The organism is Rhodopseudomonas sp. P1, from assembly GCF_039642825.1.
Lineage (GTDB): Bacteria > Pseudomonadota > Alphaproteobacteria > Rhizobiales > Xanthobacteraceae > Rhodopseudomonas > Rhodopseudomonas palustris_H.
Genome location: NZ_CP088006.1, coordinates 3925991 through 3946309, shown reverse-complemented (window position 1 = coordinate 3946309; position 20319 = coordinate 3925991). Strand labels below are relative to the sequence as shown.

Sequence of the window (20319 nt, the reverse complement as noted above, 5' to 3'; positions counted from 1 at the left end):
TGAGTTCCAATAATGGTTCCTATTTGCATCCCAATCCTGAACCTTTAGGTTGTTTTCTGAATCAGGTCGCCAATGACCTGAGAGGTGACAGGGCAGTGGCGTGCAGGTTCGGGGCATTGGTGAGGGGCTGAGGTCGAGCGTCACAGGTCGGGCGCGTGGCGCCCGAAGATGGATGGTGCTGTCGTCGCTGTTTGCTTCGACTGCGCTAGTGGCGGTTCCAGTGCCCGCGTTGGCCCAGCAGGTCTGGATCGGCGCCGATCAGATTTACAACACGCCGTCGAATTGGAGTGGCCCCGCAGTCGTTCCGGACACCGGAGACAGCGCGGTGTTCCGCAACAACGGCGCGTCGACATCGCTGGTGCTGTCGACCACACGAAACCCGAACGATTTCACGTTCGAGGCCGGGGCGCCGGGCTTCCTCATCGGAATCGTGTCGGGCGGTCAGCTCAATCTGAACGGCGCCGGCATCGTCAACAATTCCGGCAACCTCCAGCAGTTTCTGATCGATTCGAGCAGCCAGATCGATTTTCGGGGGAGCAGCACTGCGGCAGACGCCAAGATCACGAATATCGGAGGGACACTGATCTTCAGCCAGACATCGGCGGGAGGGACGGCGGAAGTCGTCAGTAGCGGCGGGACTCTCGTGCTGCGGACCACCTCGGGGGCGATCTCGATCGGATCGTTATCGGGCAGTGGAACCGTTCAGGCGACGGCGGTGGGCGGGGTTCCAGTCCAGGCTCTGACCATCGGTGGTCTAAACACCTCGACGGAATTCTCGGGCACGTTCGTCGACAACGGCGCTCAATTCGCTCTCGGCAAGACCGGCACCGGAACGCTGACCCTGACCGGAGACAGTTTCTACACCGGCGGCACCACGATCTCGAGCGGAACGCTGCAGCTCGGCAACGGCGGCATCAGCGGCTCGATCACCGGCGACATCACCAACAATGCGACGCTGGCGGTCAATCGCAGCAACGGCACCAGCCTCGGCGGCGTGATCTCCGGCACCGGCCAATTGGTCAAGCTCGGCGGCGGCATTCTGGCGCTGCTCGGTAACAACACCTACACCGGCGGCACGACGATCTCGGCCGGCACACTGCGGGTCGGCAACGGCGCCACCAGCGGTTCGATCGTGGGCGACGTCGTCAATAACGGCGTGCTGCAGTTCAATCGCTTCGACTCGATCGGCTTCAATGGCGTGATCTCCGGCACCGGCAGCGTCACCAAGTTCGGCAACAATGCGATGATCCTGGGTGGGGACAACACCTATACGGGCGGCACGACGATCAGCGGCGGTTACTTGCAGGTCGGCAACGGCGGCACCACCGGGTCGATCGTCGGCGACGTCGTCAACAACGGGACGCTGGAATTTGCGCGTTCCGACGCCCATACGTTCAGTGGCGCTATTTCCGGCACCGGCAATCTGATCAGCTTCGGCGGCAGCGCCGGCAGTGGCGTCTTCACGATGACCGGAACCAATACTTACACCGGGGGCACCACCGTCTCCAGAGGCACATTGCAGATCGGCGACGGCGGCACGTCGGGCTCGATCGTCGGCAACATCAGCAACAACGCCACGCTCGCCTTCAATCGTTCCGACACGACCAGCTTCGGCGGTGCGATCTCAGGCGGCGGCAATCTGATCAAGCGCGGCGCCGGCAATCTGTCGCTGAGCGGCATCAGCAGCTACACCGGCGCCACCACGGTCGAGGCCGGCACGCTCAGCGTCAACGGCTCGATCGCGTCCTCGTCGCTGACGACGGTCAATGCCGGCGCAGCGCTCGGCGGCAACGGTACGGTCGGCAGCACGCTGATCAACGGCGGCGCGTTGGCGCCCGGCAATTCGATCGGCACGCTGAATGTCAGCGGCAATCTGACGTTCACCGCGGCGTCGAGCTACATGGTCGAGGTGTCGCCGAGCAGCGCCGACCGCGTCAACGTCAGCGGCACCGCCACGCTCGGCGGCGCCACTGTGACCGCGTCGTTCGCCAGCGGCGGCTATGTCGAGCGGCAATATACTCTCGTCAATGCGACTGGCGGCGTGATCGGCACCTTCGGCACGCTGGTGAATACCAATCTGCCGTCCGGCTTCAGATCGAGCCTCGGCTACGATGCCAACAATGCCTATCTGAACCTAGTGCTGGACTACACGCCCGGTCCGTCGCCGGTCATCAACAGCGGACTGAACCGCAACCAAACTCAGGTCGCAAACGCGCTGAGCACTTACTTCGCGCGCACCGGCAGCATTCCGATCGTGTTCGGCGCGCTGACGCCGGCCGGGCTGAGCGCCGTGTCGGGTGAGACCGCGACCGGTGCACAGCAGTCGACGTTCAGTGCCATGACGCAGTTTATGGGCGTGCTGACCGATCCGTCGAGCAACGGTCGCAGTACGCAGGGTACAATGACTGCGTTGCCTTATGCCGAAGCGAGCTCCGGTTCGGTGCGCGACGCGCAGGCGATGATGAACGCGGTGGTTGCCAGGACGTCGTTCGAACCGCGCTGGGTGACATGGGGCGCCGGCTTCGGCGGCTCGCAGACCACCGATGGCAATGCGTCGCTCGGCTCCGCCACCGCAACCAGCCGGCTCGCCGGCATCGCGGCCGGTGCCGACTATTGGCTGTCGCCGCAGACCGTCGCGGGCTTCGCGATGGCCGGCGGGGCGACGCAGTTCGGCCTCGCCGGCGGCCTCGGCTCGGGCACGTCGGATCTGATCCAGGTCGGCGGCTTCGTCCGTCACAGTTTCGGTGCAAGCTATATCACCGCCGCGGCGGCCTATGGCTGGCAGGACATCACCACCGAGCGGACCGTCGCGATCGGCAGCCTCAATCAGCTGCGCGCCAACTTCAACGCCAACGCTTACTCTGCACGTGTCGAGGCCGGGCATCGCTGGAGCGCCCCGGTGATCGGCGGTGTTGGTCTGTCACCGTACGCTGCCGCGCAAGTGACGGCCTTCGACCTGCCGGCCTATGCCGAGCAGGCGGCGGGCGGAACCGGTGTGTTCGCGCTCGGCTATGCGGCCAAGACCGTGACCGCGACGCGCAGCGAGCTCGGCCTGCGGACCGACAAGTCGTTCGCGCTGGATGGCGCGCTGCTGACGCTGCGCGGCCGTGCCGCATGGGCACACGACTTCGATGTCGATCGGTCGATTGCTGCCACCTTCCAGGCGCTGCCGGGCGCCAGCTTCGTGGTGAACGGCGCGCGACCGGCCCGCGATGCGGCGCTGACCACGGTGTCGGCGGAAGTGAGCTGGCTGAACGGCTTCTCGGTCGCGGCCAGCTTCGAGGGCGAGTTCTCCGACGTCACCCGCAGCTACGCCGGCAAGGGACTGCTGCGCTACGCGTGGTGATCGGGACTTGAGAGGAGGGGGTACGTGCTGACTGAGCAGAGGACCGTCGACACGCTGACCTCGGGCCCCGGCCGGCGCGGCTCACGGTACGTGCTCGCGCCGATGCACAGATCGTGCGCGGGGCGGAATTTGCTGTTGTCGGCGCTGCTCGGGTCGACGGCCCTTGTTGCGGTCACGATGCCTGCAGCTGCCCAGCAGGTCTGGGTCGGCAGCACCAATTCGGATTACGACACGGCCGCGAACTGGAGCGGGCCGTCCGCCGTTCCGGACGGCGGCGCGACGGCGGTGTTCACCAATAACGGCGCGCCGACCACGGTGACGCTGTTCGCGACTCGCAGTCCCGCCGGCTTCACGTTCGACGCCGGTGCGCCGACGCGCACCATCCAGCTCGGCAGCGGCGGTCAGCTCAACATCGGTAACGGCGGCGTCGTCAACAATTCAGGCCAGCAGCAGAATTTCACCATCGGCTCCGGCGCGCAGATCGATTTCGTCGGGACCGGCAGCGCCGGCAATGCGACCTACACGGTGCAGAGCGGCGGCGATCTGTATTTCAGCCAGGGCTCGAACGGGCCGACGGTGACGGTTTTCAACAACGGACGGATCGTACTGAGGACCACCACCGGCCATGTCGAAATGGGCGGACTTGTCGGCACTGGCCGGGTCATCGGCGAAACGGCCGGCAGCGCCACGGTCCAAACCTTCACGGTGGGAGCGGAAGGGTTTTCGCAGACCTACGACGGCACGATCGAAGATGGTTCCGCGAAGATCGCGCTCGTGAAGAGCGGCGTTGGGACTTGGACTCTGGGCGGTGACAACACCTACACGGGTGGCACGACGATTTCAGGCGGCACGCTGCGGATCGGCAACGGCGGAAACACCGGTTCGATTGTCGGCGACGTCGTCAACAACGCGACGCTCGCCTTCAGTCGCTCCGACTCGACAAGTTTCGGCGGCGTCGTTTCCGGCACGGGCGGGCTGAGGCAGGAGGGGCTGGGCACGCTGACCTTGACCGGCACCAACACCTACACCGGTGGTACCAGCATTACGTCCGGCACGCTGCAGATCGGCGACGGTGGCACGGCCGGTTCGATCGTCGGGGCTGTGTCGAACAATGGGACGCTCGCCTTCAACAGGTCTGACGCGATCAGCTTTGGCGACGTGATTTCCGGCAGCGGCAATCTGGTGAAGCAGGGGGCCGGCACGCTGACGCTGACGGCGGACAACACTTACACCGGCGGCACCACGATTTCGGCCGGCACCTTGCAGGTCGGCAATGGCGGCACGACCGGCTCGATCGTCGGCAACGTGACCAACAATGCCACGCTGGTGTTCAATCGCTCCGACGCGACGACGTTCGCCGGCGTGATCTCCGGGTCGGGGGCACTGATCAAACAAGGCGCCGGCACCTTGAACCTGACGGGGATCAACACCTACAGCGGCGGGACGACGATCTCCGGCGGCACGTTGCTGATCACCGGCGGCACGATCGCCGGTGACGTCGTCAACAATGGCGCGCTCGCGTTCGATGCAACATCGCCATTAATCGCCGGAGTCGTTTCCGGCACGGGCAGTGTCACCATTCAGGGTGGCAGCAGCGTCGCGATGACCGGCGCGAACACCTATACGGGTGGCACGATCATTACAGCATCCAGCACGCTGCAGATCGGCGGTGGCGGCAGCACGGGCTCGATCGTCGGCAACGTGGTCAACGACGGTCAGTTGACGTTCTACCGTAGCAGCGCGACGACGTTTGCCGGCGCGATCTCCGGAACCGGCCAGGTTGCCAATACGACGACCGGCGGGCTGACGCTGACCGGCAACAACACCTACACGGGCTCGACCGTCAATCTGTATTCGACGTTGCAGATCGGCAATGGCGGGACGTCGGGTTCGCTCGTCGGCAATATCGAGAACTACAACTTGCAGACCGTCGTGTTCAACCGCAGCGATGCGTCGAGCTATGGAGGCGTGATCTCGGGAGGCGGGCAGCTCATCAAGCGGGGCGCCGGCAATCTGTCGCTGACGGGTGTCAGCACCTTCAACGGCCGCACCACGGTCGAAGCCGGCACGCTCAGCGTCAATGGTTCGATCGCAGCCTCGTCGCTGACGACGGTGAATGCCGGCGCGGCGCTCGGCGGCAACGGCACGGTCGGCACCACCCTGATCAACGGCGGCGCGCTGGCGCCCGGCAATTCGATCGGCACGCTCAACGTCAGCGGCAATCTGACGTTCACGGCGGCGTCGAGCTATATGGTCGAGGTGTCGCCGACCAGCGCCGACCGCGTCAACGTCTCGGGCACCGCCACGCTCGGCGGCGCCACGGTGAATGCGTCGTTCGCCAGCGGCGGCTATGTCGAGCGGCAGTACGCCATCGTCAATGCGACTGGCGGCGTGGTCGGCACCTTCGGCACGCTCGTCAACACCAACTTGCCGTCGGGCTTCAAGTCGAGCCTCGGCTACGATGCCAACAATGCGTACCTCAATCTCGTGCTCGACTATACGCCGACGCCACCCAATCCGCCGACGCCACCAGGTCCGCCGCCCGTCATCAACAGCGGACTGAACCGCAACCAGACGGAGGTCGCCAACGCTCTGAGCGGTTATTTCGCGCGCACCGGCAGCATCCCGATCGTATTCGGCGCGCTGACGCCGGCCGGACTGAGCATCGCCTCCGGCGAGACGGCGACCGGCGCGCAGCAGTCGACCTTCAGTGCCATGACCCAGTTCCTGGGCGTGCTGACCGATCCATCGAGCAACGGTCGTGGTGCGCGGGATGCTGAGTCGGGGCCGTTGGGATTCGCGGATCGCACGCCCCGCGGCTCGGCGTCCGACGCTTACGCGATGATCACCAAGAGCGCTGCCGCGCGGTTCGTTCCGCATTGGAATGCGTGGGGCGCCGGCTTCGGCGGCGCGCAGACCACCGATGGCAATGCGTCGCTCGGTTCCGCCACCGCAACCAGCCGGCTTGCCGGTATCGCGGCCGGCGCCGATTACTGGCTGTCGCCGCAGACCGTCGCGGGCTTCGCGATGGCCGGCGGGGCGACGCAGTTCGGCCTCGCCGGCGGCCTCGGCTCGGGCACCTCGGACCTGATCCAGGTCGGCGGCTTCATCCGCCACAGCTTCGGCGCAAGCTACCTGACTGCCGCGGCGGCCTATGGCTGGCAGGACATCACCATCGAGCGGACCGTCGCGATCGGCGGCCTCAATCAGCTCCGCGCCAATTTCAACGCCAACGCTTACTCGGCGCGGGTCGAAGCCGGACATCGCTGGATCGCCCCGGTGATCGGGGGGCTCGGTCTGTCACCGTACGTTGCCGCGCAAGTGACGACCTTCGATCTGCCGGCCTATGCCGAGCAGGCGGCAGGCGGGACCGGTGTATTCGCGCTCGGCTATGCGGCCAAGACCGTCACCGCGACGCGCAGCGAGTTCGGCGTGCGGACCGACAAGTCGTTCGCCCTCGATAGCGCGCTGCTGACGCTGCGCGGCCGTGCCGCCTGGGCGCACGACTTCGATGTCGATCGGTCGATTGCCGCCACGTTCCAGGCGCTGCCGGGCGCCAGCTTCGTGGTGAACGGCGCGCGGCCGGCGCGCGATGCGGCGCTGACCACGGTGTCGGCGGAAGTGAGCTGGCTGAACGGCTTCTCAGTCGCCGCCAGTTTCGAGGGCGAGTTTTCCGACGTCACCCGCAGCTACGCCGGCAAGGGACTGCTGCGCTACGCGTGGTGATCGCTCCGTCGCGCGGCCAGCGTCCGTGCGTCTCAATGCATGGTCTTGCTGCTCTTGAGGAACGGCCGCCGGGCGGATTCGTGTTTCTCGTACAGCTCGAGCCAGCGGCGGTCTTCCGGCCGGTACCACTCGTCGCGCGTGACCTGGGGCAGCGGCATGCTCTTGCTGATGATTTCCTCGAGGCGGAAATACTCGGCGGTCTCTTCCGCCGTCAGCCCGATCAGCACGCGGTTGCCTGAATCGTCGAGTTCGTAGTCGTCGTCCTTGATCATGCGGTTAGTTGACCAAGCGCGCGCGCGGGGTCAACGCGATTGCGGTTTTAACCTAACCAGTCAACCTTACCGGGCCGGTCCGAACTGGTAATCCTACGAGGTAGGTAGGCATTAACCGCTTCTTGTTCCCTTGCGGGTAGGTGTGGACTGCGGCGGTCTGACCGCGCGCACCTAGAAAAGGGACCGCGGAATGCTCAAATCGATATCGGCCCGGATGATCGTGGCCATCACGCTGGTGGCGATCGGCTCCTGTGTCGTGCTTGCCGGCTTCAGCGTGTGGCGCCAGAAAGCGACGATCGACGTTGCCCTTGAGCGCGAGCTGCGCGCCGATTTCGCAAACATCACCGCGGCGACCGAGGCCGAGACCCGAACCACGCTGGCGCTGAGCGACGTGCTGGCAGCGCTGCCGCCGCTACGCGAGCTCACCAAGGCGAGCGACCGCGACGGGCTGATGAAGCTGCTGAAGGAAGGCCGCGACCTGACCACGCTGCGCGGGCTGTCGCTGTACACGATCCAGGTGCCGCCGGCGACGACGCTGATGCGGATCCATAATCCCAAGACCTTCGGCGACGACGTGTCGACGCGGCGCGCCATGGTGGTGCAGGCGATGACCACCGGCAAGGCGGTCGGCGGCATCGAGCCCGGTCTGGATAACCTCACCGTGTTCGGCACCACGCCGATGGTCGAGGACGGCAAGGTGATCGGCACCGTCGATATCGGCGCGCCGTTCGGCAAGGCGTTTGTCGAGCGGATGAAGGCGCGGTTCGGCGTCGACGTCGCGATCCTGCAGCTGAGCGGCGACAAGACCAACGTGATCGCATCGAGCCTTGCCAATCCTGTTACCGATCCTGCGACGCTGCGCCGTGCGTTCGGCGGCGAGCTGGTGATCGAAGAGGGCGAGTTGGACGGCAAAGCGATCGCCACCACCTTCGGCCCGCTCAAGCGGTTCTCCGGCGAGCCGGTCGCGGTGCTGATGATCGTGCGGGACGCCAGCGCCTATGCGGCGCTGGAGCGGCAATCGATGCAGTGGCTGGCGTTCGCTGCGATCGCCGCCGTGCTGGTCGCCGCTGCGATCGCCGTGTGGCTCGGCCGCAGCATGGCCAAGCCGATCCAGGCGCTTGGCGGCGCGATGCGCGAGATCAGCAGCGGCCGTCACGATGTCGAGGTGCCGGGCCGGGGGCGGAGCGACGAGATCGGCTCGATGGCCAAGGCGGTCGAAGTGTTCAAAGAGGGGCTGATCGAAACCGGCCGGCTACGCGCCGCGCAGGACGAGCAGCGGATCACTCACGAAACCGAGCGCCGCAAGGCGATGCACGAGCTGGCGGCGCGGTTCGAAACCGGCGTCGGCAGCGTGGTCGAACTGGTCGGTTCGGCCGCGACCGAACTGCGCGGCACTGCGGACTCGATGGTCGGCACCGCGCGGGAATCTGAGCGCCGGCTGGTGGCCGCGACCGCAGCCTCGCAGCAGGCGACCTCGAATGCGCAGGCGGTCGCCGCTGCCGTGGAAGAGCTCGATGCCTCGATCACCGAAATCGGCAACCGGGTCGATCAATCGGCACGGGTCGCCGGCGAGGCGGCCACTCAGGCCGGCCGCACCAATGAAGAGGTGCGCAGTCTCGCTGAGGCCGCGCAGAAGATCGGCGAGGTGGTGACGCTGATCAGCGACATCGCTTCGCAGACCAACCTGCTGGCGCTCAACGCCACCATCGAAGCGGCGCGTGCCGGCGATGCCGGCCGTGGTTTCGCGGTGGTCGCCGCCGAGGTGAAGGCGCTGGCCGAGCAGACCTCGAAGGCGACCGAGGAGATCACCACGCAGATCAACTCGATCCAGCAGGCGACGCAGTCGTCGGTGCAGGCGATCGAAGGCATCACCGGCACGGTGGCGCAGATCAACGAGATCGCCACCGCGATCGCCAGCGCGGTGCGCGAACAGAGCGCGGCGACGCGCGAGATCGCCCACAACGTTGCCGAGTCCGCGCGCTCTACCACGGAAGTCTCCAGCAACATTTCGGGCGTCAATGAAGCCGCGCGCGAGACCGGTGTTGCGGCGGGGCAAGTGGTCGAGTCCGCGTCGGAATTGTCGCGCAGCGGCGAGGCGCTGAAGACCCAGGTCGACACCTTCCTGCGCGAAGTCCGCGCCGCCTGATCAGGCGACAACGGCGACAGTGAGGCGCTGCGGGACACGGCGTTCCGCGCGTCTCTTATGGTTAAGAAAACGTCGCCCAATACCGTTCAATTCTCTTTAATCAGATTGGTGGACTGTGCGCGGATGACGCGCGGAGTTCGTTTGTATCTCGTCGGCTCCTTCGTCCTCGTCTCTCTTGCGGGTTGCGGTCGCGGTCTGTTTCAGACCGCTGAGCGCGAACCGTGGCGGGCCGAGGCCGAGATCGCGTGCTTGAAATCCGGCGTGGTCCGCGAAGGACCGGATCTGGTCCGGATCGATCCGATCTCAGGCCCTGGTGTGTGTGGCGCTGAGTTTCCGCTGAAGGTCGCAGCGCTCGGTGAAACCGGCGCGATTGGTTTCGCCGACGACTTGCGCCCGCCGGGTGCGATCGGCGGTGCCAATCAAAGCCAGCCGCGCTGGCCGGGCGGCCAGCCACAGCCGAACTACGCGACACCTCAACGTGGCTATGCCGAGCCGCCGGCGCGCGCCCCGAACTACGGCGCGCAGCCGCAGGCCGGCTACGGCGCGCCGCAAGGCGGCTACGGCAAAGCGCCGGTGTCGCTGAACGCGCCGGGCGTGGTGCCCACTCAGGACGATATCGAACTGCCGCCGGAAGGCGAGCCGTCGGCCGAGCGTCCGCCGGCCGAGAACGTCACCGGCTATCCGCGCGGCGCGGCGCCGCAGGGCGGCTATCCCGGCGAAGCGGAGCGGCCGTTGCCGCGGCTCGGACCGGGTCAGCAGGGCGGCATCACCGGATCGGTCGGGCCGGTCGCGATCAAGCCGACCGCGACGCTGGCGTGCCCGATCGTGTCGGCGCTGGATCGCTGGCTGGCGGAGTCGGTGCAGCCCTCGGCGATGCGCTGGTTCGGCGTGCGCGTGGTCGAGATCAAGCAGATCTCGGCGTATTCGTGCCGCGGCATGAACGGCAATCCGAATGCCCACATCTCCGAGCACGCATTCGGCAACGCGCTCGATATCGCCGCCTTCGTGCTGGCCGACGGTCGCCGCATCACCGTGAAGGGCGGCTGGCGCGGATTGCCGGAGGAGCAGGCGTTCCTGCACGACGTGCAGAATTCGGCGTGCCAGATGTTCACCACGGTGCTGGCGCCGGGCTCGAACGTGTATCACTACGATCACATTCACGTCGATCTGATGCGCCGGCGTAGCCAGCGCACGATCTGCAAGCCGGCCGCGGTGTCCGGCGAAGTGATCGCGCAGCGGCTGCAGCAGCGTAATCCTTACGCAGGCAGCGCGTCGCCGGGCCCGGGTTGGAACGGCGTCACCGGCTCGATCGGCCGCAATGCGTCGCGTCACAAGGTCGATCGCGACGAAGCCGAGGACGATTAGTCAAACGACGGTTAGTTCGAGCCGCCGGCTTTCGGCGCCCGATAGGCGGCGAGGAACATCGCGGTGGCGCTGTCGACCACGCCCGCAATCCGCGCCGGCGAGGGCGGCTCCGAGGTCTGAAAGATGAACGGCAGAAACAGCGTCGCCTGACAGGCCTGCATGAACTGCGCGGCGGCGAGTTCGCAGTTGTCGATCTGGAGCACGCCGGCTGCGACCTGGGCCTGCAGATAGCGCCCGAACCGGCCGATGGTGTTGGCGATCACCCGCTCGTAGTAACGCCGGCCGATCTCAGGCATCCGCTCGGCGATGGCCATCACGGTGCGGATCGCCGATGCGCCGCGGGGATTGCAGATCAGCGCGATATAGGCGTTGCCGAACGCGCGCAGCGTCGCCTCGATATCTCTGTCGGCCGCGAACTCGAACGACAGCATGCCCTGCGCCAGGCTCTCCTGTTCGACGATCTCGCAGAACAGCGAGTTCTTGTCGGCGAAATAGACGTACAGCGTGCCCTTCGATACGCCTGCGGCGCGGGCGATCTCGCCCATGCTGGCGCCATCGAAGCCGAACTCCAGGAACACCGCGCGGGCGCCGTCGAGGATCTGGCGCCGCTTGGCGCTGTCCTCGTCGCTGTGAATCGCCGCCGCCGATGGGATTGCAACCATTGGTTCAGCCTGTCCTGCAAAATCACGAAGGGTGGAACTAAGGTAGAAACGCACACCTGCTACCCTGATGCCGTGAAGGTAAGTTGACCGAACCGTTCGGTCAATGGTAGATCTGGATGACCTGCTAGGGGTACCAGTCCGGCAGGCCCTTTTGTCGTGCGAGCTGAGTTCAGGAGAACCCGATGTCCGGACGCGACCAAGCTGCCCGCGTGCTGCGCTCCGAGCCGGAGAACGGAGAGGCGGTAGCGGCCGCCGGCACGCCGCCGCATCCGGCCACGCCGCACGGCGCGCCGTCGCAGGCCGAGGCGCTGCGCTCGCTGCTGGAAGATCCCTCGACGCTGAAGCTCGCCGATCCGCCAGAGCCTGAAGCGGAGTCGGAGCCGGTGGCGCCGGCCGCGCGTCCGGGCGCCGCAGCCAAGCCGCCGAGCAAGAAGAAGTTCGTGCTGATCGGCGTCGGCATCGCGGCGCTTGCCGCGCTCGGTTACTTCGGCACGCAGTACATGCTGGTCGGCCGTTTCATGGTCGGCACCGACGACGCCTATGTCCGCGCCAACAACACCACGCTCGGCGCCCGCGTGTCCGGCCACATCGCCGCGATCCTGCCCCGCGACAATTCCGAGGTGAAGGCCGGCGACGTCGTGTTTCGGATCGACGACGGCGACTACAAGATCGCGGTGGACTCCGCGCGCGCCAAGATCGCCACCCAGGAAGCCACCATCGCCCGGATCGGCCGTCAGGTCGCCGCGCAGCAGAGCGCAGTGGAGCAGGCCCAGGCGCAGCTCGCCTCCGCCGAAGCCGCCGCCAAGCGCGCTGATCTCGATTTCGATCGCCAGCAGGCGCTGAGCACGAAGGGCTTCGCCTCGCGTGCGGTGTTCGAAACCTCGCAGGCGAGCCGCGACCAGAGCGCCGCTTCGGTGCTGGCCGCCAAGGCGGCCTACGACGCGGCCCGCGACAATGTCGAAGTCACCAAGGCGCAGCAGACCGAAGCCCGCGCTCAGCTCACCGAGCTGCAGAGCGCGCTGGCGAAGGCCGAGCGCGATCTCGCTTTCACCAATGTGCGCGCGCCGGTGACCGGCGTGTTCTCCAACCGCCTGGTGAATGTCGGCGACTACATCAACGCCGGCCAGCGGCTGGCCAACATCGTGCCGCTCGACGGCGTCTATATCGATGCCAACTTCAAGGAAACCCAGCTGCGCCGGCTGAAGCCCGGCCAGAAGGTCGGCATCTCGGTCGATGCGTTCTCCAGCCGCAAGATCGAAGGCACCGTCGACAGCCTGGCGCCGGCGGCCGGGCAGGTGTTCACCCTACTGCCGCCCGACAACGCCACCGGCAACTTCACCAAGATCGTGCAGCGCGTTCCGGTGCGGATCCGCGTCCCCGCCGAGGTGGCGCGTGAAGGCCTGCTGCGCGCCGGCATGTCGGTGTATGTCGACGTCGATACCCGGACGGGGAAGTAAGCACGAGCTCTCGTCGTCATTGCGAGGAGCGAAGCGACGAAGCAATCCAGCTCAGTGCACCGGGCCCTGGATTGCTTCGCTTCGCTCGCAATGACGAGACATCGCCGGATTGAATTGACCACATTCCCGGTCGGACGACCGTGAGGACATGAGCATGTCGGCATCGACCACCGCTGACGCACCAGCCGCGGCGCCCGCCGAGCCCTCCGAACACGTCCCGGCAACGCGCCTGATCGCATTTCTGATCATGGTGTTCGGGATGTTCATGTCGATCCTGGACATCCAGATCGTCTCGGCATCGCTGTCCGAAATCCAGGCCGGTCTGTCGGCGTCTTCATCCGAAGTCTCGTGGGTGCAGACCGCGTATCTGATCGCCGAAGTGATCGCGATCCCGCTGTCCGGCTTCCTGTCCCGCGCGCTCGGCACCCGGAATCTGTTCGCGATCTCGGCCGCCGGCTTCACCTTCGCCAGCCTGATGTGCGGCTTCACCTCGTCGATCGCCGAGATGATCGTGTGGCGCGCGATCCAGGGCTTCCTCGGCGCCGGCATGATTCCGACCGTGTTCGCCTCGGCCTATACGGTGTTTCCGCGCTCCAAGTTCAACATGGTCGGTCCGATCATTGGTCTCGTCGCCACGTTGGCGCCGACCATCGGCCCGACGGTCGGCGGTTACATCACCGACCTGATGTCGTGGCACTGGCTGTTCTTCATCAACATCGTGCCCGGCATCGGCATCACCATCGGCGTTCTGGCGCTGGTCGATTTCGACGAGCCGCATTACGAGCTGCTCGATCATTTCGACTGGTGGGGCCTCGGCTTCATGGCCGGCTTTCTCGGCTCGCTCGAATATGTGCTGGAAGAGGGGCCGCGCAACGACTGGTTCAACGACGAGTCGATCTTCATCTTCGCGATCGTCTGCGCGGTCTCGGCGGTGGCGTTCTTCTGGCGGGTGCTGACCGCGCGCGAGCCGATCGTCGACATCCGCGCCTTCACCGACCGCAATTTCGCGATCGGCTGCATGTTCCAGTTCTGCGTCGGCATCGGGCTGTACGGCCTGACCTACATCTACCCGCGCTATCTCGCCGAAGTGCGCGGCTACAGCGCGTTGATGATCGGCGAGACGATGTTCGTCTCCGGCATCGCGATGTTCTGCACCGCGCCACTCGTCGGCCGGCTGATGGCGCTGGTCGACATGCGGATCCTGATCGCGATCGGCCTGATCCTGTTCGCCGGCGGCACCTGGCAGATGACCTGGATCACGCGCGACTTCGATTTCTACGAGCTGCTGTGGCCGCAGATCTTCCGCGGCGTCGGCATGATGATGGCGATGGTACCAGTCAACAACATCGCGCTCGGCACGCTGCCGCCGCACCGCGTCAAGAACGCCTCCGGCCTGTTCAACCTGACTCGTAACCTCGGCGGTGCGCTCGGGCTGGCGCTGATCAACACTATCCTCGACAGCCGCACCGACCTGCACATTTCGCGGCTGCACGACAAGGTGAACTGGGGCAACGCCCAGGCGGTCGAGCTGCTCAACACCTTCACCCAGCGCTTCCAGGGCATGGGAGACGCTTCGATGATGGCGCTGAAACAGCTCACCGCCATCGTCCACCGCCAGGCCGTGGTGATGAGCTACGGCGACGCCTTCTTCCTGCTGACGGTGTTCTACCTCGGCCTGACCACGCTGGTCTTCCTGCTCGCCAAGCCGGCCAACCCGATGGCCGGGCCTGGCGGTGGTGGGCATTGAGGCGGGACTCAGCGCAACTCCTATCGTTAGAAGAATAGCCCTCCAGGACGTCCGCTCCTATGATAATTGATAGGAGAGCGACATGGCCGAGCCTAACAAATTGGTCCGGAATGAACGGCGGAAGCTGCGTGCGGCGTGGTATAATAACGCTTCAATAGCAGTGCTTGTCGCCGGGTTTTTGTCGCCATTTTGGACGATCATCTACGGAACCACGGCTACAGCGGCCGATGATTTTTCCCGGACCGTTGGTTTTCTCGTTTGCATAGCCGCTGGTGTGTCCCTACGTTTTGCAGGACGATGGGCCCTTGGAGGGCTTGAGGAATGACGTCCTTTCAGTGGTTTGCACTTATGTCGCCGGTCGTCTTGGCGGCGGTTATGGTGCTGGTCGGACTAGTCGAGGCCTGGCTCGACCGCCGCGGCGTGGAGCGCGCTGAGAAGCTCGCCGCCAAGGCTGCTGGCGGTAGTCGCTTTTTGGATACGACGCCTCGCTACATGCCGCCGGGCGAATAGGCGAAGGGCCCGGCGCATCACGCCGAGCCCTTCATTCATAGAAGTATCAGCCGGCCTGTAAGCCGGGTTCTGGAGGGCACCGCTTCCTTGCGGAGGCGATACGCGACGGCCATTCCTCTGGGACACTGTTTGCACAGCGCCTCGAGCAACCTACCCGGACGGCGAGCCTGACATCGCCCTGCGGAGTTATTGCTGCAAGCAGCAAACTATCCGCGATGCCGTCCCTATTCGGTTTTGCTCCCGGTGGGGTTTACCATGCCGTCCCCGTTGCCGGCGACGCGGTGCGCTCTTACCGCACCTTTTCACCCTTACCCGCCGTCGCAGCTTGCGCTGCTATGGCGCGGCGAGCCCGAGGGCTTGTCGCGCCGAAGCCCCGAAGGGCGTAGGCGGGCGGTTCGTTCTCTGTGGCACTTTCCCTGGGGTCGCCCCCGCCGGACGTTATCCGGCACCGTATGTCGATGGAGCCCGGACTTTCCTCCCCGGCGGCCTTTCGGCGCTTGCCGGAGCGGCCGTCCGGCCGACTGACGCGGCAAGCCATGCGGGCTCGGGCCGCGATCGTCAAGCCGCAAGTGGTGTGGAAGCAGCGCTCAGCCGAGTGCGGCGACAGCGCGGGCTTCGACCGGCAGCCGGTCGAGCAGCGCATGCAGCGTCGCCAGCGTCGAGGCGTCGGCAATGCCATCGACCTTTTCCGGGCGGAAGTGACGCTGGAACGCGGTGACGACGTCGGTGGTGGCGTGGTCGTAGCTGCCGTTGACCAGGACGCGGTAGCCGTAGTCGGCGAGCGCCTGCTGCATCAGCCGCACTTCCTCGCCCTCGGTGCCTTGCTTCAGCGCCGGCCCCGGCACGATCCGCGCCGGCTCGACCCACAGGCCGACGCCGGAGGCGGCGAGCGATCGCCACGGAAACTTCTCGCCCGGATCTTTCTTGCGCGCCGGCGCCACGTCAGAGTGGCCGACGACGCGGTGCGGCGGCACATCGCGGCGCAGGATAATGCCGCGGCACAGCGCGATCACCGCCGCGATCTGGCGCAGCGGATAATCCGGATAGCCCCAATCGTGGCCGCGATTGATGATCTCGATGCCGATCGAGCAGGAGTTGATGTCTTCCTCGCCGGCCCAGGAGGCGACGCCGGCGTGCCAGGCGCGCTTGGATTCCGGGACGCATTGCAGGATCCGGCCGTCTTCGAGCACGACATAGTGCGCCGAGACTTCGGTGCCTGCCTTGCACAGCCGGGTCAGCGCGCCTTCGACATCGGGCATGCCGGTGTAGTGCAGGACGATCATGTCCGGACGCCGCGCTTTATTGCGCTCGCCATAGTTCGGCGAGGGCAGCACGTCGGACACCATCGACGAGTCGGGCGTGAAGGTCTGCATAGACAGCATGCCCTTGGGCAAAGGGAGGCCGCGTCGACGTTTCGACTCCAGACCAGCGGACGCTAACGAACCTGACAACATCGGATAACTCAATACTGGCAGGACCACGGCGAAGCTGACCGACGCCGACTGCAACATCCGATTTACTATCTGAGTCCCTCGGGTCTCCTGCAACGCGCTGTCTTCACGATTTTGCCATTTTCTGTGGACGAGCGCGGGTTCGCCGTCCTGCAGCGCAGCGAGAATGCCTGCGAGCGTCGCCGCGTTCCTCGGCGCGGGATGACGGGCAGCCGTCAACGGTTTCTTAAGCGTAAGCGCCGTTACTGAGTGGTGAACAGCCGGTGTCAAATTGCCGGCAATATTTCCTGTGACGCCCCATAAGCCGATGGCAATCCATCAGATTCCACGCGGAGAGCCGGGTTCGTCGGTCGCCTTGGTCGGCTGGCGTGGAGCTCCGCCGGCGGAATGGGACGAGGCGAGGCACGATGGGCCGATTGCCCTGCAGCAAGCCGACGATCAGCCGAACCGGTTTCCGCGCCACGCGGGACCGACGGGGCTTTGCCGCGGCCGGGGCGATCGCATGAAGCCGTCCGACGCGCGCCATATTCCGGTGCTCGGCCCTGAAGCGGTCGGCTTGCTCGCGCCGCGCGACGGCGGCATCTATGTCGATGGCACGTTCGGGGCGGGCGGCTATACGCGGCTGATCCTTCAGACCGCCGGCAGCCGTGTGATTGCGATCGACCGCGATCCGACCGCGATCGCCGGCGGCGCCGATCTCGTTGCCGAGTCCGGCGGCCGGCTGACGCTGGTGCAGGACCGGTTCTCCAATCTGGCCGACGTCTGCGCCGCGCAGGGCGCCGCGACCGTCGACGGCGTGGTGATGGATATCGGCGTGTCGTCGATGCAGCTCGACCAGGCCGAACGCGGCTTCTCGTTCCGGTTCGACGGGCCGCTCGACATGCGGATGGGGCGCGACGGGCCGAGCGCGGCCGATGTCGTCGCCCGCGCGTCCGAAACCGATCTCGCCAACATCATCTACATCTTCGGCGAGGAGCGGTATTCGCGCCACGTCGCCCGCGCCATCGTGGCGGCGCGGAGCGAAACGCCGATCACGACGACCAAGGCGCTCGCCGACATCGTCGCCAAGGTGGTGCGCGCCAAGCCGGGCGAGATCCATCCGGCGACTCGAACGTTCCAGGGGCTGCGGATCTTCGTCAACGAAGAGCTCGACGAGCTGCATCAGGCGCTCGACGCTGCCGAGCGCGTGCTGAAGCCGGGCGGGCGGCTCGCGGTGGTGTCGTTCCATTCGTTGGAAGACCGCATCGTCAAGACCTTCCTGACCGAGCGCAGCAAGACCGGAGGCGGCTCGCGCCATCTGCCGGAAGTCGCGCAGGCGGCACCGAGCTTCACGCTGCTCAGCAAGCGACCGATCGTCGCCGGCGACGCCGAAGTCGCCGCCAATCCGCGCGCGCGCTCCGCCAAGCTGCGCGGCGCCGAACGCACCGAAGCCCCCGCGCATGCCGCCGGCGATCTGCCGGGATGGCCGACGCTCGCCAGCGTAATGAGGGCCGGGCGATGATGCGGCTCGTGCACGTGCTGGTGATCGGCATGCTGGTGTTCGCAGCGGCCTATGTGTACCGGATCAAGATGGAGTCGACGGTGCGCACCGAGAAGGTGCTGCAGATCCAGGCCGAGCTCCGCAAGGAGCGCGAGGCGATCGCCCGGCTGCGCGCCGAATGGGCTCAGCTCGACTCGCCGGGGCGGCTCCAGGGCCTCGCCACCCGCCATCTCAAGCTCAAGCCGGTCGGCGCGCGGCAGTTCGACTCGCTGAAGAACCTGCCCGAGCGGCCGCCGGCCGTCGTCGATCCGAGCGCTCCCGATCCGATCGCATCGATGATCGAAAAGATCGATCCCGACATCGTCACCGGCTCGCTGCCGGCTCCGGAGCCTGCCCAGTGACCGATCCTTCGCTGCCGCTCGTCGGCCACCACGTCAAATGGCGCCAACGGCTGATCCGCAGCCTGATCTACGGCAAGGACGTCGACCGCGACGGCAAGGCGCGCGCCCGCGTCGGTCTGGCGATGATCGCGTTTGCGGCGGTGTACGGCATCATCGCGTTCAAGCTGTCGATGATCGCGGTGTTCGGCGACGGCCACGGCGCGCGCCGCACCGGCTCGCAGGACGCAGTTGCCACCGCGCGGCCCGACATTGTCGACCGCAACGGCCAGGTACTGGCCACCGACGTCAAGACGCCGTCGCTGTTCGGTGAGCCGCGCCGGCTGATCGATCAGGACGAAGCGGTCGAACTGCTCACCGCGACGCTGCCCGACCTCGAGACCCAGGAGGTGCGCGAGCGCCTGGCGTCGAAGAAGGGCTTTGTCTGGCTGAAGCGTGAAATCACGCCGCGCCAGCAGGCCGAGATCAAGAAGCTCGGCATTCCCGGCATAGGCTTCCTGCGTGAGAACAAGCGCGTCTATCCGAACGCCGCCGAGGTCTCGCATCTGATCGGCCTGGTCAACATCGACAACCAGGGCATCGCCGGCATCGAGAAATGGCTCGACAACAACGGCCTTGCCGACCTGCACCGCGCCGGCTTCGCGTCCGACCGGATGCAGCGCCCGATCGAGCTGGCGCTCGACGTCCGTGTCACCCACGCGCTGCGCGACGAGCTGATCAAGGCCAAGGAGAAGTACAGCGCCAAGGCAGCGTCTGGTCTGGTCTCCAACGTCAAGACCGGCGAGATCGTCGCGATGGTGTCGCTGCCGGACTTCGATCCGAACAACCCGCGCGAGGCCAACGATCCTGACCGCATCAACCGGCTGACCACCGGCGTCTATGAAATGGGTTCGACCTTCAAGACGCTGACGCTGGCGATGGCGCTCGATGCCGGCAAGGCGACGCTGCATTCGATGTACGACGCACGCGGGCCGCTGCACTACGGCAAGTTCAAGATCCACGACTCGCACAATATGGGCCGCGCCATCTCGCTCGCGGAAGTGTTCACCTATTCGTCGAACGTCGGCGCGGCGCGTGTGGCGCTGTCGATGGGCGTCGAGGCCCACAAGGCGTTCTTGAAGAAGGTCGGCCAGCTCGACCGGCTGCGCACCGAGCTGCCGGAAAGCGCGTCGCCGATCGTGCCGAAGCGCTGGAGCGAACTGAACACCATCACCATCTCATTCGGCCACGGCGTCGCGGTGGCGCCGCTGCAGGCGGTGATGGGCATCAACGCCATGGTCAATGGCGGCTATTTGATTCCGCCGACCTTCCTGAAGCGCACCGAAGAGGACGCCAAGAAGCTCGGCAAACGGGTGATCAAGACCGAGACCAGCGACAAGATCCGCTACCTGATGCGGCTCAACGCCGAAGTGGGCACCGCCAAGACTGCCGACCAGATCGCCAAGGGCTATTACATCGGCGGCAAGACCGGCACCTCGGAGAAGGTGGTCAACGGCCGCTACGCCAAGAAGCAGGTGCTCAACTCGTTCACCGCGATCCTGCCGGCGGACAATCCGCAATATCAGGTGCTGGTGATGCTGGACGAGCCGAAGGCGCTGCCGGAGACTCACGGCTTCATCACCTCCGGCTGGAACGCCGTGCCGACCGGCGGCAAGGTGATCGAGCGAATCGCCCCGCTGCTCGGAATCGAGCCGCGGTTCGATCTGCCGCCGCCCGACCGCCTTATTCTTGCGTCATCGAGGGCCGGCCAGTAGCCGCG

Annotated in this window: 13 protein-coding genes and 1 other RNA gene; 10 read left to right on the top strand and 4 right to left on the bottom strand. The window is 66.1% G+C overall.

The annotated features are described in order from the left end of the window. Positions 1-100: 100 nt before the first annotated feature. Entirely contained in the window at positions 101-3346 is a 3246-nt protein-coding gene (locus tag LRC39_RS18220; RefSeq protein WP_346295186.1) for an autotransporter outer membrane beta-barrel domain-containing protein, read from the top strand. Between the two features lie 177 nt (positions 3347-3523). Beyond that, positions 3524-7072 carry an autotransporter-associated beta strand repeat-containing protein gene (locus tag LRC39_RS18215; protein WP_346295185.1) on the top strand — a complete coding sequence of 1183 codons (3549 nt, stop codon included), beginning with the start codon at positions 3524-3526 and terminating at the stop codon, positions 7070-7072. A gap of 32 nt (positions 7073-7104) precedes the next feature. Here LRC39_RS18215 and LRC39_RS18210 read toward each other — a convergent pair whose 3' ends face one another. Further along, a complete protein-coding gene (locus LRC39_RS18210; RefSeq protein ID WP_107345319.1) occupies positions 7105-7344 on the bottom strand; it encodes a hypothetical protein in 240 nt (79 codons plus the stop codon). 190 nt (positions 7345-7534) lie between these two features. Between LRC39_RS18210 and LRC39_RS18205 the strand changes: the two genes are divergently transcribed. Both LRC39_RS18205 and LRC39_RS18200 read left to right on the top strand, forming a co-directional pair. Continuing rightward, positions 7535-9490, top strand: coding sequence for a methyl-accepting chemotaxis protein (locus tag LRC39_RS18205; RefSeq protein WP_346295184.1), 1956 nt, complete (start codon positions 7535-7537; stop codon positions 9488-9490). Between the two features lie 123 nt (positions 9491-9613). Continuing rightward, a complete protein-coding gene (locus LRC39_RS18200) occupies positions 9614-10855 on the top strand; it encodes an extensin family protein (protein WP_346295183.1) in 1242 nt (413 codons plus the stop codon). 11 nt (positions 10856-10866) lie between these two features. Here the strand turns inward: LRC39_RS18200 and LRC39_RS18195 are convergent, their stop codons facing one another. Next, positions 10867-11517 (bottom strand): TetR/AcrR family transcriptional regulator, encoded by a 651-nt coding sequence (locus LRC39_RS18195; RefSeq protein WP_346295182.1) that lies wholly within the window; start codon positions 11515-11517, stop codon positions 10867-10869. A 182-nt stretch (positions 11518-11699) separates the two neighbouring features. Between LRC39_RS18195 and LRC39_RS18190 the strand changes: the two genes are divergently transcribed. The 3 genes from LRC39_RS18190 (at position 11700) to LRC39_RS18180 (ending at position 15231) form a co-directional block, all read left to right on the top strand. Further along, the gene (locus tag LRC39_RS18190; protein ID WP_346295181.1) at positions 11700-12974 is read left to right on the top strand and encodes an HlyD family secretion protein; all 1275 of its coding nucleotides are present in this window, start codon (positions 11700-11702) and stop codon (positions 12972-12974) included. 154 nt (positions 12975-13128) lie between these two features. Further along, a complete protein-coding gene (locus LRC39_RS18185) occupies positions 13129-14721 on the top strand; it encodes a DHA2 family efflux MFS transporter permease subunit (protein WP_346295180.1) in 1593 nt (530 codons plus the stop codon). 321 nt (positions 14722-15042) lie between these two features. Continuing rightward, positions 15043-15231: a hypothetical protein gene (locus LRC39_RS18180; protein WP_346295179.1), complete on the top strand. Its 189-nt coding sequence runs from the start codon at positions 15043-15045 to the stop codon at positions 15229-15231. Between the two features lie 42 nt (positions 15232-15273). Here the strand turns inward: LRC39_RS18180 and rnpB are convergent. Next, positions 15274-15756, bottom strand: an RNA gene (gene rnpB / locus LRC39_RS18175) — RNase P RNA component class A. Positions 15757-15818: 62 nt separating this feature from the next. Continuing rightward, positions 15819-16685, bottom strand: a complete 867-nt coding sequence (locus tag LRC39_RS18170) for an N-acetylmuramoyl-L-alanine amidase (protein WP_263989119.1) — start codon at positions 16683-16685, stop codon at positions 15819-15821. 499 nt (positions 16686-17184) lie between these two features. Between LRC39_RS18170 and rsmH the strand changes: the two genes are divergently transcribed. The 3 genes from rsmH to LRC39_RS18155 are packed head-to-tail and all read left to right on the top strand — an operon-like array spanning position 17185 to position 20314. After that, positions 17185-18183, top strand: coding sequence for a 16S rRNA (cytosine(1402)-N(4))-methyltransferase RsmH (gene rsmH, locus LRC39_RS18165; RefSeq protein ID WP_263989118.1), 999 nt, complete (start codon positions 17185-17187; stop codon positions 18181-18183). Further along, positions 18183-18563: a cell division protein FtsL gene (gene ftsL, locus LRC39_RS18160; RefSeq protein WP_199851840.1), complete on the top strand. Its 381-nt coding sequence runs from the start codon at positions 18183-18185 to the stop codon at positions 18561-18563. Before rsmH ends, ftsL begins: the two co-directional genes overlap by 1 nt. Next, on the top strand, positions 18560-20314 hold the full coding sequence (locus LRC39_RS18155; RefSeq protein WP_107345313.1) for a peptidoglycan D,D-transpeptidase FtsI family protein: 1755 nt from the start codon (positions 18560-18562) through the stop codon (positions 20312-20314). The genes ftsL and LRC39_RS18155 overlap by 4 nt, the downstream gene beginning before the upstream one ends. Positions 20315-20319 lie beyond the last annotated feature (5 nt).

Excerpts from the sequence above, each read along its gene's own strand:
- LRC39_RS18215 (WP_346295185.1), top strand. The coding sequence starts at position 3,524 with ATGCCTGCAGCTGCCCAGCAGGTCTGGGTCGGCAGCACCAATTCGGAT.
- LRC39_RS18210 (WP_107345319.1), bottom strand. The coding sequence starts at position 7,344 with ATGATCAAGGACGACGACTACGAACTCGACGATTCAGGCAACCGCGTG.
- LRC39_RS18205 (WP_346295184.1), top strand. The coding sequence starts at position 7,535 with ATGCTCAAATCGATATCGGCCCGGATGATCGTGGCCATCACGCTGGTG.
- LRC39_RS18200 (WP_346295183.1), top strand. The coding sequence starts at position 9,614 with ATGACGCGCGGAGTTCGTTTGTATCTCGTCGGCTCCTTCGTCCTCGTC.
- LRC39_RS18195 (WP_346295182.1), bottom strand. The coding sequence starts at position 11,517 with ATGGTTGCAATCCCATCGGCGGCGGCGATTCACAGCGACGAGGACAGC.
- LRC39_RS18190 (WP_346295181.1), top strand. The coding sequence starts at position 11,700 with ATGTCCGGACGCGACCAAGCTGCCCGCGTGCTGCGCTCCGAGCCGGAG.
- LRC39_RS18185 (WP_346295180.1), top strand. The coding sequence starts at position 13,129 with ATGTCGGCATCGACCACCGCTGACGCACCAGCCGCGGCGCCCGCCGAG.
- LRC39_RS18180 (WP_346295179.1), top strand. The coding sequence starts at position 15,043 with ATGACGTCCTTTCAGTGGTTTGCACTTATGTCGCCGGTCGTCTTGGCG.
- LRC39_RS18170 (WP_263989119.1), bottom strand. The coding sequence starts at position 16,685 with ATGTTGTCAGGTTCGTTAGCGTCCGCTGGTCTGGAGTCGAAACGTCGA.
- rsmH (WP_263989118.1), top strand. The coding sequence starts at position 17,185 with ATGAAGCCGTCCGACGCGCGCCATATTCCGGTGCTCGGCCCTGAAGCG.
- ftsL (WP_199851840.1), top strand. The coding sequence starts at position 18,183 with ATGCGGCTCGTGCACGTGCTGGTGATCGGCATGCTGGTGTTCGCAGCG.